General features: G+C 58.2%; 15 protein-coding genes. 9 read left to right on the top strand and 6 right to left on the bottom strand.

Annotation, left to right across the window (positions count from 1 at the left end):
* The first annotated feature begins 50 nt into the window (after window positions 1-50).
* A complete protein-coding gene (locus BWR59_RS14705) occupies window positions 51-992 on the top strand; it encodes a helix-turn-helix domain-containing protein (protein ID WP_081566464.1) in 942 nt (313 codons plus the stop codon).
* Window positions 993-1,571: 579 nt separating this feature from the next.
* Here BWR59_RS14705 and BWR59_RS14710 read toward each other — a convergent pair.
* Window positions 1,572-2,438, bottom strand: coding sequence for a LysR family transcriptional regulator (locus BWR59_RS14710; RefSeq protein ID WP_081566356.1), 867 nt, complete (start codon window positions 2,436-2,438; stop codon window positions 1,572-1,574).
* A gap of 109 nt (window positions 2,439-2,547) precedes the next feature.
* Here BWR59_RS14710 and BWR59_RS14715 point away from each other — a divergent pair, with 109 nt between their 5' ends.
* The gene (locus tag BWR59_RS14715; protein WP_081566357.1) at window positions 2,548-2,940 is read left to right on the top strand and encodes a 4-oxalocrotonate tautomerase; all 393 of its coding nucleotides are present in this window, start codon (window positions 2,548-2,550) and stop codon (window positions 2,938-2,940) included.
* Window positions 2,941-3,238: 298 nt separating this feature from the next.
* Here the strand turns inward: BWR59_RS14715 and BWR59_RS33125 are convergent, their stop codons facing one another.
* The 3 genes from BWR59_RS33125 to BWR59_RS14735 all read right to left on the bottom strand — a co-directional run bounded on the left by BWR59_RS33125 (window position 3,239) and on the right by BWR59_RS14735 (window position 5,389).
* A complete protein-coding gene (locus tag BWR59_RS33125) occupies window positions 3,239-3,532 on the bottom strand; it encodes a hypothetical protein (RefSeq protein WP_343286991.1) in 294 nt (97 codons plus the stop codon).
* Window positions 3,533-3,577: 45 nt separating this feature from the next.
* Complete coding sequence (locus BWR59_RS32005; protein WP_143490831.1) at window positions 3,578-4,333, bottom strand: hypothetical protein; 756 nt, start codon at window positions 4,331-4,333, stop codon at window positions 3,578-3,580.
* A 303-nt stretch (window positions 4,334-4,636) separates the two neighbouring features.
* Window positions 4,637-5,389, bottom strand: coding sequence for an SDR family oxidoreductase (locus BWR59_RS14735; protein ID WP_081566360.1), 753 nt, complete (start codon window positions 5,387-5,389; stop codon window positions 4,637-4,639).
* 119 nt (window positions 5,390-5,508) lie between these two features.
* Here BWR59_RS14735 and BWR59_RS14740 point away from each other — a divergent pair, with 119 nt between their 5' ends.
* The 4 genes from BWR59_RS14740 to BWR59_RS14755 all read left to right on the top strand — a co-directional run bounded on the left by BWR59_RS14740 (window position 5,509) and on the right by BWR59_RS14755 (window position 10,196).
* On the top strand, window positions 5,509-6,471 hold the full coding sequence (locus BWR59_RS14740; protein WP_081566361.1) for a LysR family transcriptional regulator: 963 nt from the start codon (window positions 5,509-5,511) through the stop codon (window positions 6,469-6,471).
* Window positions 6,472-6,725: 254 nt separating this feature from the next.
* Window positions 6,726-7,535 carry a helix-turn-helix transcriptional regulator gene (locus BWR59_RS14745; RefSeq protein WP_081566362.1) on the top strand — a complete coding sequence of 270 codons (810 nt, stop codon included), beginning with the start codon at window positions 6,726-6,728 and terminating at the stop codon, window positions 7,533-7,535.
* Between the two features lie 96 nt (window positions 7,536-7,631).
* Complete coding sequence (locus BWR59_RS14750; protein WP_081566363.1) at window positions 7,632-9,041, top strand: NAD-dependent succinate-semialdehyde dehydrogenase; 1,410 nt, start codon at window positions 7,632-7,634, stop codon at window positions 9,039-9,041.
* A gap of 60 nt (window positions 9,042-9,101) precedes the next feature.
* Window positions 9,102-10,196, top strand: coding sequence for an alkene reductase (locus BWR59_RS14755; RefSeq protein ID WP_081566364.1), 1,095 nt, complete (start codon window positions 9,102-9,104; stop codon window positions 10,194-10,196).
* Window positions 10,197-10,901: 705 nt separating this feature from the next.
* Here BWR59_RS14755 and BWR59_RS14760 read toward each other — a convergent pair.
* Window positions 10,902-11,675, bottom strand: a complete 774-nt coding sequence (locus tag BWR59_RS14760; RefSeq protein WP_081566365.1) for an alpha/beta hydrolase — start codon at window positions 11,673-11,675, stop codon at window positions 10,902-10,904.
* 438 nt (window positions 11,676-12,113) lie between these two features.
* On the opposite strand from BWR59_RS14760, the gene BWR59_RS14765 reads away from it, so the two are divergent.
* The 3 genes from BWR59_RS14765 to BWR59_RS14775 all read left to right on the top strand — a co-directional run bounded on the left by BWR59_RS14765 (window position 12,114) and on the right by BWR59_RS14775 (window position 13,791).
* Window positions 12,114-12,416 (top strand): metalloregulator ArsR/SmtB family transcription factor, encoded by a 303-nt coding sequence (locus tag BWR59_RS14765; protein ID WP_081566366.1) that lies wholly within the window; start codon window positions 12,114-12,116, stop codon window positions 12,414-12,416.
* A gap of 65 nt (window positions 12,417-12,481) precedes the next feature.
* Window positions 12,482-13,456: a zinc-dependent alcohol dehydrogenase family protein gene (locus tag BWR59_RS14770; RefSeq protein ID WP_081566367.1), complete on the top strand. Its 975-nt coding sequence runs from the start codon at window positions 12,482-12,484 to the stop codon at window positions 13,454-13,456.
* Between the two features lie 41 nt (window positions 13,457-13,497).
* On the top strand, window positions 13,498-13,791 hold the full coding sequence (locus BWR59_RS14775; RefSeq protein ID WP_081566368.1) for an antibiotic biosynthesis monooxygenase: 294 nt from the start codon (window positions 13,498-13,500) through the stop codon (window positions 13,789-13,791).
* Between the two features lie 293 nt (window positions 13,792-14,084).
* On the opposite strand, the gene BWR59_RS14785 is transcribed toward BWR59_RS14775, so the two are convergent.
* Window positions 14,085-16,151: a TonB-dependent siderophore receptor gene (locus BWR59_RS14785; RefSeq protein WP_230982022.1), complete on the bottom strand. Its 2,067-nt coding sequence runs from the start codon at window positions 16,149-16,151 to the stop codon at window positions 14,085-14,087.
* Window positions 16,152-16,324: the final 173 nt, after the last annotated feature.

Raw genomic sequence — 16,324 nt, forward strand, 5'->3', positions numbered from 1 at the left:
AGCGATCATTTTCTGCCAGTTATTTGATTTTGAAAGCGGGGGGCAACGCCGTGCATAAGATTGCGGTGCTGGTATTGAATGACGTGGTGCCGCTGGACTTTGGTATCGCCTATCAGGTTTTCGCCTTGGCTTCTCAAGTCGATGACAAGAACGCATACGAGGTGGAGGTGTGCGCACCCGAGCGGACAATTCGGGCCGCTAGCTTTGATATGCATGTGCGGTACGGCCTCGACCGTCTTGAGCTAGCCCACACTATTGTCATTCCAGGGTGTGAAGACCCGTTTAGAGAGGTTCCAGAGACGGTAATAATCGCTCTTCGCGAGGCATATGTTCGTGGTGCTCGATTAGCATCAATCTGCACTGGGGCTTTTATCCTTGCGGCGAGCGGTCTTCTTGACGGAAAACGCGCTACTACACATTGGCGATTCGCCGAGGACTTGGCCAAGCTTCACCCAGAGATACAAGTAGAACCTAACGTTCTATTCGTCGATGAGGGAAGCATCGTGACCTCAGCCGGCGCGTCAGCAGGATTAGATATGTGTTTGCATCTCGTGCGACGCGATTACGGCCAGTCTGTTGCGGCAAACACCGCCCGCCTAGCGGTCGCGCCACTGTACCGTGATGGTGGTCAGGCCCAGTTTATTCGTCAGGAGCTTCCAGGGTCTCCAACGAGCTTGATGCCCTTGATCGAATGGATGAGAGACAATTTGAACAGTTCGCACACGGTCGATAGTCTTGCGGCTCGTGCCAACATGAGCTCTCGCACCTTTGCTCGGCGATTTCAAGAACAGACCGGTACTACAGCTTTACAGTGGCTTCTCACCGCTCGTATTGATCGAGCGCGTGCATTGCTTGAGGAGAGCGATACATCGATTGATCAAACGGCATTTCTCTCTGGATTTGGGTCTGCAGTGGCCTTCCGCTCGCGGTTTCGAAGAGTTGTTGGCCTCACGCCAACTCAGTATCGTCGTCGTTTCAGCTCGGAATCGTGATGGAATAATCGCATGCCCTACCTATGAATTAGGCCGTGTGGTTAATGTAGATGCCGGATTGATCAGTGCGCTGACGCAGGACTCACCTAGCTTCAAATCTGCATAAGTTTGGCAAAGGTAGTGATTCGCTTGGACAGAAAGTTTTAGCGATATTAGACATCTGGATCATTTCTACATCCGCGCCTCTATCAGGTCGACGCTTACGCTCAACAACCTGTTGATCGAAAACCTCTCCGGCGAGATCAGGAAAAAGGCGGTGCCTCGAATTCTCGTAGAGCCGTTCATGAGGCCGAAGGTAACTGTCATGACTGCAAACTTGTTTCCCGCCTTCATTCCCAAGGCCGAGGTGATGATCTCCTCTCATCAAATGGTGCAGACCGCAATGCACATAACATAGACAGTAAAACAGGATCATCATCGGGGTACAGAGGTCTCGTGCGTCGATCTCAGGCCAGCCTTGAGTCCGCTATTGGTCGAAAGTACGCAGTCACGACCGGCGGCTTTCGGCCAGAAGCAGCCTCTTCACTATGCCCCCCATTGCGTCCAAAATCCGGCGTTTTCAATTCAGGGATTTGTCACTCATTCCCTAAATTTGCTGGCAAGCATTTCCCGGACAGCACCGACCAAATCAGACTCGCCAGTGCGAGCAGGCAACAGGCTGAACTCAACGTCGGGCAAAGCCGGTAACGGGAAGGCTGGCCGGCAAATCTCTGCGCCTACCGGCACGGCCGAGGCATTCAGGCAAGCGACGCCCAGCCCCGCCATTAGTGCTGATTGCAGCCCTGCTACTCCGGACGCGGAATGGGCAATCACATAAGGCACCTTATGTGCGTCCAGCGTCTCTCGGGTAAGACGTTGGAGACTGCATCCCTGCGGTAGTACCAATAGTGGCAACGCGCCATCTTCTTCATTCCTCGGCTCAGACCCCATGGCTGATACCCAATGCAATGCTTCCCGACGTACCGGGATGCCCTCGGGAAGGCTGCGGCCATCAAGTATGCGCATTGAAAGGCCGATATCGAAGTCGCCTGCATCGGCACCGCTCTCTATCTGCATACTCTTTCGCACCGACACATGCAGTCGAAGGCGTGGATATCTCAGGCGCAGTTGCTTCAACAACTCAGCAATCGAAACGGGCAAGAAGTAGTCGGTGATCGCCAATCTCAATTCGCCGGCAAACGTCACTCCGCGTACGTCTTCAAGAGCGCGATCACTCATGGCCAGCAGTTCTCGTGCATGCACCATCAATCGCTCCCCCGCGGGCGTAGGCCGGACACCCTTTTTGCCCCGCTCCAGCAGCGTTACACCGGCGAATGCTTCCAGCCTGCGTAATTGTTCGCTCAACGCTGATTGCGACCGGCACAGGTGCGGCGCGGCCTCCGAAAGACTGCCGGAATCCATGGCAACGGTGAAGGAACGCAAGAGATCCAGGTCAAAGGGGCGCATGTTGATCCTGCCGTTTTTCCGATAGATGAATGCATATCTTCCGGCTTTTCAGCATCAACGCAACTTCTTACTCTTTGCTGGACATTCATTGCCCGCAAAGGAGTTCAACATGCCCGGTATTACACTCAAGATCTCTGGCGATCCGAACCTTGAACTAGCCCATAGCATCGTCCCCAAACTCACCGCCTTGACCTGTGAAGTACTGGAAAAGCGACCGGAACAGACATTGGTGATGGTGCAGTTCCTGCCTCATGAACTTTGGTTCATCGAGAACCTTTCACTGGCTGAACAAGGACGCAACTCGTTCCGTCTAGAGGTCACCATCACGGATGAAACCAATACCAAGGCCCAGAAAGCGCGCTATCAGCATGAGGCTTTCGAGTTGCTGGCCAAAGAAATAGGAAATGTACACCCGCACTCAAACATACATGTGATCGATTGCCGCGCCAGCGCCTACGGCTATGGCGGTTTGAGCCAGGAGTACAAGCTCCACCACCCTTGAGAGCCCGTCCGCCGCGTTGGTACTGTTCGACTTCACATAGGCATCGAACCAGCATGGCGACTTCAGTGGGATGACCGCTATGGGTCGAAAGCAGTCAGACTGCACGCAGGTTGGCATGTAAAAGCGAGATCAAAGTGGCATCCCCGTCTCAAAAGCATGCGTCTCGAACCCTATCTCTTCATACAACCGAACGGCGGGGGCATTGAAAGTCCACACGGCTAATCTGACGTCTTTGGCACTTTTTTTGAATACCCCACTCCTGAACCAGATTCACCAGTTTGCGACCGATACCGTTGCCTCAAAAGCGCTCTGCCACACATACCGAGCCAATTCGGACGAATTTCATCGGCTGCATGAGTGGGCCACTGCCTGACGACAGGCTGGCACTGATAAACCCTGCAGCTGCCACATCGACATGAGCGATGAAGCCAATCTGCCCCGGTCCCTCGAAGAAACTCATCCAATGAGGAGCATCCCGAGAGAAATCATGGGTGGCAGCGGTATAGATTTCGGGCCTTGCGGCATGGTGGATCGCGTTGAGCAACTGACCCAACTCACAGATGGCAGGCACATCAACGGCGGTGCATGTCATGAAATCCGTACTCGACCATGGCCCTTACCGCAACTCCGTATGCCGTCAACTCTGCTTGCTCAACGTATCCAGCAGGCGCAGCTCGGTCTTGTGAGTTGCATCACTGGTGTCGTAGCTGAAGATTGGAAAGCTGCGCCCTTCAAATTCTGGGCCTGCGGCATTGATCGCTTTCTGGAAATCATTCTTGGCAGCTTCCCATGTCCTGACGCTCGGACTCGGGGTAAACAGCATCCCGGCCACTGCTTCCGGCCTGATGCCAATCGTCTGGATTTCATTATTATCGCCTATTGCTTCCGTCGGCGTACCTCGTTGCTCGCTCGTGAGTTCCCCGAGGAGCGCCTTCAATTCCATACGGGCATCGGATGCCAATTTCACCATCGGGTCGACTGGCGGACGACCAGAGCCCTGATCACGCTTGTGGACACCAATCACGTGGTCACCCATTTTCTCTGGCAGCGCGAGAAACGCCATGTGTCGAGGTATTCCCGTGGGTGTCCCCATTCCAAAATAGTTTGGCCGCAGGTCAGCGTGACCCAGACTCCATTTACGCAGTCCACCGTGGGACGAGGCCCCACTATCATGGAGCGCTTTGGCTTGGTCAGGCGTTACTGCGCAATTATGCAGATCCTGATGTGCGTTTTTTTTCTGCACCGTTCGAACCAGCAGTCCACCTTGCGAAAAAGCGACCTGGATATCCCGAGCATGACTATCGTCTGCGGCGCGACTGGCCGCGACTGTGCCAGCCCCTTGCAACGGCGCGGTAAAAGCAACTGGGTGACTGGTGAGGTTGTAGTTGTTCATGAGGATGACCTTGAGGTGTGGTACGCCTTGAGTGGCCAGAAAATCACCCCGGTTCCAGTCCGGTGACACACGCCTGAATCGTATTAGGGTGTAAAAGAGCTGCGGCGCAGTGTTTGGCATCGCTGTGATGATCTGCGATGCCAACGCCGATCAACTGTGCTCACCCGGCAACTGCAGTGAAACGAATTCCCCTTGTGAACCCCAGAGCCAGGCCCAATGCGATGGCTGCGAAATGACCTGCTTTCATGATGAAGTCCTTGAAAAGAAATGGCAGGGACGATGCCCGGCACCGTCCCATCCCGATCAGATCTGCGCCTGACCACCGTCGGCGAACAGCTCAACGCCATTCACGAAACTCGCGTCGTCAGAGGCCAGGAAGAGCGCCGCGGCGGCAATCTCTTCCGGCTCGCCGATACGACCCATCGGCACCTGTGAAGCCAGGTAGTCGAGCAGGCCTTGCTGTTGAGCGGCGTCCGGTCCGGCGAGGTCTACCAGGCCAGGGGTCTTGGTCGCGCCAGGGCTGAGTGTGTTGATGCGTACATTGCGATCCTTGAGGTCCAGAATCCAGCTTCGGGCGAACGCTCTGACGGCGGCTTTCGAGGCTGAATACACACTGAAAGCCGCGGTTCCGGAGCTGCCCGCCGTGGAACCTGTGAGAATGACCGAAGCGCCTTTGGCCAGAAGCGGCAGCGCCTTCTGAACAGTGAACAGCACGCCTTTGACGTTGCGGTCGAAGGTGTCATCGAAGTGCGCTTCGGTGATCTCGCCCAGAGGCAGCATCGAACCGCCACCGGCATTGGCGAAGAGCACGTCGATACGGCCTTTCTCCGCGCCTATCTGTTGGTACAGCGCATCGAGTTGCTCAAGCTTCGTGGAATCGACCTGAACACCGGTGGCGTTACCGACCAGCGCGACCGCTGCGTCCAGTTCAGCCTGACGACGGCCGGTGATGTAAACATGGGCACCTTCTTCGGCGAAGCGTTTGGCGGTGGCCAGGCCGATGCCAGTGGTGCCGCCGGTAACCAGTGCGATTTTGCCTTCGAGTTTGCGAGTCATGGTGTTTCTCCAAAATATTGTTCAGCAAGTAAGGGGTTGTTTGCGGTGTGGGAGAAGCATATCGACGGGCTAATCTTTTCAAAATAGAATTGCCTGCAATCCATCATTGCAGAAATGAAATGAGCAAACTCCCTGATTTCGAAGGTCTGGCCATGTTCGCCAAGGTGGCGGAAGAAGGTTCGTTCGCAGCGGCGGCGCGCGTGATGGGCGTATCAGTGCCGACGGTGTCGCGTGCCGTGGCACGACTGGAGGAGCGATTGGGCGGCCGGCTGTTCAACCGGACCTCCCGCCAGTTATCGCTGACCGAGTTCGGATCCAGCATGGCCGCCAAGGCGGGCGATATTTATCGGCAAGCAGAGGAGGTAGAAAGCGAAGCCCAGGACCTGTCGGTGCAACCCCGGGGTCAGGTGCGTCTCGCCGTCCCGATGTCGTTCGGTTTACGCTGGGTGGCGCCACTTCTGCCCAAGCTGATGCGCCAATACCCCGAACTCTCCGTGGACCTGCACCTGTCAGACGCCTCTGTCGACCTTATCGCCGACGGGTTCGACGCAGCGCTGCGGATCGCGGTGCTACCCGACTCGTCATTGGTCGCACGTCGGCTGTGCGCCGTGACGCAATTCGCGGTGGCCGCGCCTGCCTATCTTCAGGCCCATGGGCGCCCGACCCATCCGCGTGAGCTGGCGAGCCGACCTTGCATGAGTTACGCCTATCGCGCGCGCACCCAGGTCTGGCGCTTTACGCACCAGGACGGCACTGAGGAAGATGTCGTACCCAACGGACGGCTACGCGTCACCAACTCGGATGCCCTGCTGCCGGTACTGCTCGAAGGTTTGGCGATTGCCGAACTCCCGGAATTCATCGCCAGCGAGTATCTGGCGGATGGCAGATTGGAAGTGTTGGTACCCGAATGGAGCATGACCAAGGGTGGACTGTATTTCGTGACACCGTCAGCCCGCAGCCGCCCGGCGAAGATCACGGCATTGTCCGATTTCTTTGCAGAGCACCTGTCAGATCCCGTGTGGCGATGGTCCCCTAAAGACGCTCCGAGGAAGCCGAAACCTCGGAAACCATTACAAAAGTGAAACGATGAACACCCTCGCCGCTGCCAACGCCTTCGCGCCGCCCAATTGATGCCCCTCAAGCCAGACCGCAGTTGAGCACGCAATATTTCCCGTTTGCAGACGAGCCCGATGCCTGAATGCAATCTTCAGGTGGCCAAACGTGACAGGTGGTGTAACTTCACCTCGGAACGCTCGCCTTGCCAGCGTTCGGGCGCGTACGGACCTCAACGGCGGGCGGTACAGGTCAATCCAATCAGATTCCTCACGAGTGATTCATGACTAAGAGACCCTCTCTAGAGCAGCGGCGCGAATTCGGTCAATTCCTTTCCAGTCGACGTGCGCGTCTTGAGCCCAAGGATTTCGGCCTGCCCGAGGGACCGCGCCGCACGCAGGGCCTGCGCCGCGAAGAGGTCGCAGTGCTCGCCGGAGTCAGCGTCAGCTGGTACACCTGGCTTGAGCAAGGCCGCGATATCCAGCCTTCACCCGACGCACTGCGCCGCATCGCCAAAGTGCTCAAACTCGACCGCGTCGAGTCCGCTCACCTGTTTGCATTGTCTGCGCTTGAAGCACCCGCGGCTGAGACTGGCGGCGGAGTCAGCGCAGGGCTGGAAATGCTCGTGCGTGCGATCAATCCCATTCCGGCCTACGTGCGTAATTCACGACTCGATATTCTGGCCTGGAACGATGCCATCGCCGATTTGTTCGTCGACTACGGGTCGTTGCAGCCCCATGAGCGCAACACCCTGCGCCTGCTGTTCCTGTACATCCCCTACCGAACGGTGATCTTGGATTGGGAGCAGATGGCGCGCGGGATGATCAGCGCTTTTCGTGCCTCCCGTGCGCTGGCGCAGGACAAGGCGCCTTTCGACAGTCTGATCGAGGAGCTGTCCGCCCTGAGTCCGGAGTTCCGCGAATGGTGGCAGGACACCGAAGTCAAAGGCTTCGACGAAGGGCGCAAGCGTCTGCTGCACCCGGTGAGTGGCTATATCGATTTCACCTATGTCGCTCTGACGCCAGAGGGACGCCCGGATCTTTCGCTGGTCACCTATATTCCTCGACACACTGCCTATGACCCGCAGTCATAGGATAACAACACGCCTTCCTGGCCCTGTCGGGCTTACCTAAATTGACGGTCATCGCAGCGCACAACGTGCTGCACCACCGCCAACGAGGTGATCCCGATGACCAATCTGAACGCTACTTCGACCGTCCCTGCCTTCGCCACTTCACGTAACCCGGCGACCGGTGAACTGATCGCGACTTACCCGTTCCAGACCCAGAGCGAAGTCGAGCAACTGCTGGACGTCAACGCCGCTGCCTTCCGCTTGTGGCGTGCCACACCAATGCGCGAACGTGTCACGGCCTATCGTCGTCTGTCCGCCATCCTGCGCGAGCGTTCGGAAATCATCGCCGGGCTGATCACCGCTGAAATGGGCAAGATCCTGGTTTCAGCCCGCGCTGAGGTGGAAAAGTGTGCGGCAACCATCGACTGGATCGCTGATAACGGCCCGGCGATCCTGGCCGATGAGCCAGTCAACGTAGAGGGCGACGATCAGGTTCACGTTTCCTTCTTGCCGATCGGCACCATCCTCGCCGTGATGCCCTGGAACTTTCCCCTGTGGCAGGTGATTCGCGCATCGGGGCCAATCATGCTGTCAGGCAACGGTTTCATGCTCAAGCATGCCCCGAATGTCATGGGCTCTGCTTACGCCTTGCAGGACGCCTATGAAGCAGCGGGCTTCCCGAAAGGATTGTTCGTCAATCTCATCGCCGACAATGAAACCGTGGCTCGCACCATCGAAGACCCACGCATCGCTGCCGTGACCCTGACGGGCAGTATGCGCGCAGGTTCGGCAGTGGCGGCCACCGCTGGCAAGGCACTGAAAAAGAGCCTACTGGAACTGGGCGGCTCCGACGCCTTCATCGTGCTGGCCGATGCCAATATCGACCTGGCGGTCAAGGCCGCCGTCGAAGCCCGTTTCCAGAACGCAGGTCAAGTGTGTCTCGCGGCCAAGCGCTTTATCGTCGAGCAACCGATTGCCGAAGAATTCACCCGTAAGTTCGTGGCCGCCGTAAAACAATTGAAGGTCGGCAACCCCCTGGATAACGCCAACAACGTCGGCCCCATGGCACGCGGCGATCTGCGCGACGAGCTCGATGGCCAGGTCCAACGCACCCTCGCCGCCGGCGCGACCTTGCTGCTCGGTGGCAAGAAGATCGAAGGCCCCGGCAATTTCTACGAGCCCACTGTGCTGGCCAACGTCCAGCCCGGCATGGCCGCGTTCGATGAAGAAACGTTTGGCCCGGTCGCCGCGATTACCGTTGCCAGCAATGTCGAGCACGCCATCGTCCTGACCAACACCAGTGACTATGGATTGGGCGGCAGCCTGTGGACCCAGGACATGGTTCGGGCGCAGCGCATCGCTCGTCGCCTGGAAACCGGTGGGGTCTTCATCAATGGCTTCCCTGCAACCAACGCGCGTATTCCGGTGGGTGGCGTGAAGAAGAGCGGTTACGGCCGCGAGCTCTCGCATTTCGGCTTGCGCGAATTCACCAATGCACAGGCCGTATGGGCCAAGACCGTTGACTGAGCACATTCACAATTGCCCTGAATTGCCCTGAATTGCCCTGAATTGCAGAGAGAAAAAATCATGAGTGATCGTTTCGCAAGCCCTGTCCTGCAGCCCGTCAAACTGGGCGGACTGCAATTGAAGAACCGTATTGTGATGGCGCCGATGACCCGCAGCCGAGCGGACGATGCGGGTGTTCAACCCGACTACGTTGCGGACTATTACGCTCAGCGAGCAAGCTCCGGACTGATTGTGACTGAAGCGACCAACATCTCGGCCCAGGCCCGGGGCTACTCGCGAACCCCGGGGATCTGGACCGAAGCGCAAATCGTTGCGTGGAAGCGTGTGACCGATGCAGTGCACCGTCGTGACGGCAAAATCTTCCTGCAACTCTGGCACACCGGACGCATGTCCCACCCTGACATGCACGATGGCAGCCTTCCCGTAGCGCCCTCTGCGATCAAGCCTCACGGGCAAATCCGGGTGCATGAAGGCATGAAGGATTTCGTCACGCCCCGGGCACTGGAAACCGATGAGATTCCGCTGATCGTCGAGGATTATCGCCGGGCTGCTGAAAACGCCAGAATCGCCGGTTTTGATGGCGTAGAGGTGCATTCGGCGAACAACTATCTGCTTGAGCAGTTCGTTCGCGACAGCACCAACGTTCGAACGGATCGTTACGGCGGCTCGCTGGAAAACCGCCTGCGTTTTCCTCTGGAAGTGGTCAAAGCAGTCATCGATGTGTGGGGCGCCGAACGGGTCGGCATCCGCATTTCTCCGGTGACCACCACGCCCGGTGAAACGCCGCTGGACAGCGACACCATGGCCACCTTTGGCGCTTATGTGGCCGCACTGTCGGACCTGGGACTGCTGTACATCCACGAAATCGAGGGCGTCACTCAGCTAAGCCGCGAAGAGGTCAATGGCGTCAACTTTGCAGAACTGCGGCAGCGTTTCAGCGGAGCCTATATCGCCAACAACCAGTACACGCTGGATCTGGCCGAGCAGACGCTGGCGGCGGGCGAAGCTGACTTGTTCAGCATTGGCCGTCCTTTCATTGCCAACCCGGACCTGATTTATCGCCTGGCCAGCGGAGCGCCGCTGGCGGAAGCGCCGAAAGCCTACTGGTACGGTGGCGATTCGACCGGTTATTCCGACTGGCCGGCAATGAGTTGACCGGCCGTCCGAGCCCTCGCGCTTCCCCCTCAAGCCGTCGCCTCTGCGACGGCTTTTTCATGGGCGAAGATAAAGCCGCTGTCGTCCACATATCGGCGCAACCCAGAGACGCGTCCTTCCTCTCAGACTGTCTGTGGTAAACCCACCCACACTGCGGGCTGGAGGCAGCCTGAGGTTCAAAGGCAGAGGCTTAAGGGAATTCAATCCAAGCCTCTGCGTCATCAGGCAGCTGCGCGCCCTATCCCCTTGAGGAAGCGAGCACAGTGCCAACGCTATCGTAGAAGTTCCACCCCTTCAGCACCTGTGCGGCACATCCAGGCTTGGTTCACCGGCAAGCTGACGGTCGCGCTACAAGGGCCCGACGGACTCGCCCGCCCCTGTCTTGGGAGTCTGCAACCTCATCCACTCAGCCGAGCGCGCGCCAGCCGCTGAAGATGAGAGGTGGGGGGTAGATTCGCAGAGTGTCTGGTCCAGAAGTCAGCGAGGGGTTGATCCGAAGGCCGGCCATAAAGGTGGTGTGTCAGGCGGTTCGTCACACCCGGATAAGGCGTTGGTTCAAAGCTTGGATGACGACAACGAAAAAGCCCGACATTGAGTCGGGCTTGGCTACGCATATTCAGGTGTTTACCAGTTCATGACAGTCATCTCGCTTGCAAGGGTAAATGGAGGAAGTGGGTCAATAACTAAGGGGCTACGGTTACCCAATCATTCGGCCGCCTTGATGATCAGATCCGCGACTGCTTTCGGGTAAGCGAGCATGGCAACGTGACTGGACGGCACCTCTATCGCAGTGGCGTGCAGGCGCTTGACCTGATCGCGTTGCTGCTGCGGCGAAATGATCTGGTCATTTGCGGCGACGACCACGAACGAAGGGACCTTATGCCAGGCGGCGTGGGGAACCGGCTGATCCAGTGCCTGGATGTTCAATGCGCCTTGAGTTGCGGCAATCAGCTTTTGGTCGGAAGGCGACAAGTCAGGGGCGAAGAACTTCGCAACGCCTGCGTCGCTGACCTTCACGTAGCCGTCGGCATCTTTGACGAAAGACGCTTGTCCTGGCATTTGCGGGTAGCCTTTGACTGAGTCGAACACAGACTGACCGTCATCCGGCGCGTAAGCAGCCACATAGACCAGGGATTTGACCTTGTCTTTGACGCCCGCGTCGCTGATGACAGCGCCCGCCCAGGAGTGCCCCACAAGAACCACCGGCCCTTGCGCGGCGGTGATCGCACGATTGGTTACGGCAACGTCGCCGTCCAGCGAATCCAGAGAGTTCTGTACCGCGACCACCTTCAGGCCAGCTTTTTCAAGGAACGGAATCACCTTGTTCCAAGAGGAGCCGTCAGCGAACGCGCCATGCACGAGTACGACCGTTTTGGCGGCCAGCGCGGCAGCGGGATGTTCCTGTGCTACGGCCGTGGTGGTCAACGCAGCCAGCGTCAGGGACGAGACGAGAGCGGCAATTCTGGGTTTGGTTTTCATCTATTCATTCCTTGTGGCGGATTTGATTGGGGTGAGCATTGAGTCGGCAAACAGCACGTCGTGGGTCTCTCACGCGCTGGGTTCGCTGCGATGGATGCGACTTTAAGTAGCCCCCCAAATGCCAACAAGGCGTGTTGTTATCCTATGAGTACGGGTCATAGGCGCGGGGAGTCAGGGGTATGAGAGAAGGATCCGGGCGATCCGCATGTGCGGCGGGGGGTAGCCACTTGGGAGCTATCCCGCGATGTTGACGCCGGCAGCGTTTTTATTCCTGTGCCGTTCTACCGACCGCTCTTGGCCATTTTTCCTGCCGCCACCGTCAGTTATGGGTCGCATGCAGACCGCCGCTCGATCCCAATAAACCCTATGGCCGTTGCAACCTGAAGATTTATGAAACCCGCGCATTGACATATCGGTAAATCTCGATATCCTCGGCGCATGGAATTGCTCGAAGTATTCAAAGCCCTCTCAAACCCTACACGCCTTGAAATCCTCAAAGGCCTGAAGGACCCGGTAAAGAACTTCCCTCCTCAGGATGAGGGTGACGTTCTCACGGTCGGCGTCTGCGTCAGCAGTATTCAGGAGGGTATCGGGCTGTCCCAGTCAACGGTGTCCGGTTATCTGGCCACGCTGCAACGGGTGGGCCTGGTCGAAGTCAGGCGCATTGGTCAGTGGACCTACTACAAACGCAATGAAGCAACCATCAGCGCGCTTGCCGAGATCATCGGGAAAGATCTGTGAGTTTCTTTTCGCCGTAATATATCGAGATATCTCGATATCCCTTTTTGTCGATACGAGGATTTACCATGAAAGCGATGATTCTTGGAGCATTTGGCGGTCCTGAATCGTTCGAGCTCCGCGACATACCCAAGCCCGTGCCGCAAGCGGGACAGGTGTTGGTCCGGGTATACGCGACCTCCATCAATCCGTTGGATTATCAGGTTCGGCGTGGTGACTATTCCGATCTCGTGCCGCTGCCGGCCATTACCGGGCACGACATATCCGGTGTGATAGAGGAAGTCGGGCCGGGGGTGACGAGCTTTATTCCCGGAGACGAAGTCTGGTACACCCCGCAGATATTCGACGGGCCAGGCAGTTATGCCGAGTACCACGTCGCGGCCGAAGGCATTGTCGGGAAGAAGCCTGCCTCGCTCAGCCACCTTGAGGCGGCAAGCCTGACCCTGGTGGGCGGGACTGTGTGGGAAGCACTGGTGGTGCGGGCGGCGCTAAGGGTAGGCGAGACCATTCTTGTACACGGCGGCGCGGGAGGCGTCGGCCACATCGCGATCCAGATGGCGAAAGCCATGGGAGCAAGGGTGTTCACAACCGTGCGCGAAGCAAACGCCGAGTTCGCCCGCAGCCTGGGTGCCGATGTGATCATCGACTACGAAAAAGAAGACTATGTCGACGCCGTCATTCGGGAGACAGCGGGGCGTGGCGTGGATGTAGTGTTCGACACCATAGGCGGCGACACATTGTCACGCAGCCCCGACGTGCTCGCGCAGCTTGGTCGCGTCGTGACGATCGTGGACATCGCACAGCCACAAAACGTCGTCCAGGCCTGGGGCAAGAACGCCAGCTATCACTTCGTTTTCACCCGGCAAAACCGCGGCAAGCTGGATGAGTTGAGCGCCTTGGTAGCACGCGGTCAGCTACGGCCACGGATCGGCGCCGTCTATTCGCTCGCCGACATTCCCCTCGCCCACGCCCGGCTGGAAAGCCGCAACAACGGCATTCAAGGAAAAATCGCGATTGCAGTCGAGCCATCGCTTATCCCGTAACTGCGCACTTTTGACCATCAAGGTCATTTCCGAGGAACGCCATGATTTATGAAATCGCTCTGCTGCCTGTTCACCAGGATCGTACTGAAACATTCAAACGCGCCTTTGCCGAAGTCGCTCCGCTGCTCACTCGCGCAAAGGGTTACGGCGGCCACGTGCTCGCCCAAGGGGTCGAGACTCCCGAGGTGTTCAACCTGATCGTGCGCTGGGCTTCGCTTGAGGATCACACGCCGGGGTTCGAAGCGAGTGAAGACCATCGCCTCTTCATGATGGGTCTGGAGGACTGTTTTTCGGAAGAACCGACGGTCTACCACATTGAAGGCCCAGCGTTCTGATTCATGTGACGCCAGCAGATGCACAGCGACAGCACATCAGCTTGATCCAGGGGGTATACCGCCTTTGTTGAAGTCTTTCAGCCGCTGCCTTTCCTGCTCTGTGGAGTGGGCTGGAACGTCTTCCTTTGGCGGTTCTTTCTTCTCTTCAGACATGATGATGGCCTCTGACGTGATAAGTGATTGGGCACCTGCCTGGCGCAAGGGTTCAGGAAATATCGGTAACAGCGCCATCAGACCCTGGCCCTGCCCTCGACAGTCAATGGCTGCCCTGCCGGACAGCCAGACCCCTTGCATCAGAACGTCACGCTGGCGGTAAGGCGTGCCGTTCGCAAGGCGCCCTCTTCGACTTGCAGCGTGCTGCTGCCGGTCGTTGACGGGTAATACTCTTTGTTGAACAGGTTATCGACGTTCAACTGCAGGCTGGTTTTGTACGCCTGAGTCGGCAGATCCCAGCGCACGAAGGCATCGGCAACGGTGTAACTGTCCATCGAGAAACTGTTGGCGTCGTCCCCCGGACGCTGACCCACATAACGCCCGCCCGCGCCGACATGCCACTTGCCGACGTTGGCCGGCAACTGCAGATGATGAGTGAGGTACAGGCTGGCCGTGTGCATGGGCGCGTTGGGCAGGCGGTTACCTTCCTGCTCCGGTTTCTCGTCATTTTTCAGCACTTCGGTCTGGTCATAGGCATAGGTGCCGATCACGCTCCAGTTCGGCGCGATTTCACCGGTCACGTCCAGTTCGACACCTCGCGAGCGCGCCTTGCCCACCGCCTCGTCGATGCTTTCGCCGCTGCTTTGCAGCACGCTATTGACCAGGTTTTTCTTGACGATGTCGTACACCGCCAGGTTCATGTTGAGCGCCTTGACCGGGGAATATTTGATACCGGCTTCATAGCTGCGCCCCTCGGTGGGCTTGAAACTGTTGCCCGCATCGTCAGCGTCGTTGGGTACGAACGAGCGGCTGTAGTTGGCGTACAGGGCGACGTTGTCGGTTGGCTGGTAGACGATCCCGCCAAACGGGATGAACTTGTCGCCATTGGAATCGGCACCGGGGGCGTACGAGGCGCCGAGCCCCGCGTCGCTGTACTGGTCCCAATGCTCTTGGCGGCCGCCGAACACCAGAATCCACTGGTCGTTGAGGTGCCAGTTGTCCTTGAAGTACACCGAGGTGGTATTGAGGTTGTTTTCAGCGTTGCTCTGCGCCGCGCTGATCGTCACTGGCTCAGCGAGATTGCCATACTGCGGATTCTGGATATTGAGATTGCCGGCGGCGGTGTTCGCGTTGCGATAGGTCTTGCCGCGGTATTTATCCAGCGACTCGTTGTCCACCCCGACCACGATCTCATGACGCTGGCCGAACAGCTGCTGATCGCCGATCAGGTCCAGAGCGCCGTAGCGGCTTTCGTAGTCATAGTGGCCACCGTTGGCGATGCGCCGCAGAGTGTTGCCGGTGAGCGTGTTCGGCTGGGCGATTGCCAGGCTGTAGCGGTCTTCGGTCCAGCCGTAGGTCAAGCGGCTGCGCCACTCGTCGTTGAGCTGATACTCGAACTTGGCCGTGGTGCTCTGGCTGATGCCGACCGTCTTGGCCCAGCGCTCGTCCAGCCGGTCACGATAGCTGATGTCGGCCGGGCGGCCGTTGACGAACACCGTGCCGCGATCGAACGGGCTGGCGTAGTCATTGTAGGTGTACGCCAGCGAGAAGCTGGCACGGTCGCCGACCCAGGCAATGGACGGGGCGATCAGCGTGTGCTCGTCAACGCCGTAATTGCGCCAGTAGTCTTCGTGACTGCGCTCGGCCACCAGCCGGTAAGCCAGATTGGTCTCGCCCAGAGGGCCGGTGGTGTCGACGCCGAACGTGCCGCCACCCTCGCTGTAGCCGGACCCGGTCAATGTAGTGCTGCGGGTGAACTGCGGCTGCTTGCTAATCACGTTGACCACCCCGCCCGGCTCCAGCGCACCGTACATCAGCGATGCCGGGCCCTTGAGCACCTCGACGTGGTCGGTGGTCGCCCCCAGGTTGTGGCCGATGGCCGAGCGAATGCCGTCGCGCAGAATGGAGTTGTCGTCGTTGCTGCCAAAGCCGCGCTTGATCACCGCATCCTTGGTGCCGCCCAGTGTGTTGGTCTGTGAAATACCGCTGACAAAACGCAGCGCGTCGTTGAGGTCCTTGACCTGATAATCATCCAGCGTCTGCGCGGTCACGGTGTTGACCGTCTGTGCTTCGTCACGGATCTGCGTCGTACCCTTGCTCGCGGTCGTGCTCTCAACGCGGGTGTAACTGTCAGCATCGGCGCCAGTGTCGCGGGTCGCCTCCACGACGCTGGCGGGCAGTTCATTGACGGTCGGCTCGGCAGCCATTGCCAGACACGGCAAAGCGGTACACAGAAGAACTGATGCGTTGGTGCGGTTGAGTAGCATGACCACGAGTGTGACTCCGGGCTGGATGATGTACGAGAATGATTCCCATCTCATCTACACGGGTCGAAACGGCTTTTACCTCACATGGGTTTGAAATTTTTTTCAGAGGCGAT

The organism is Pseudomonas sp. Bc-h (genome assembly GCF_002080045.1).
In the GTDB taxonomy this organism is placed as follows: Bacteria; Pseudomonadota; Gammaproteobacteria; order Pseudomonadales; family Pseudomonadaceae; genus Aquipseudomonas.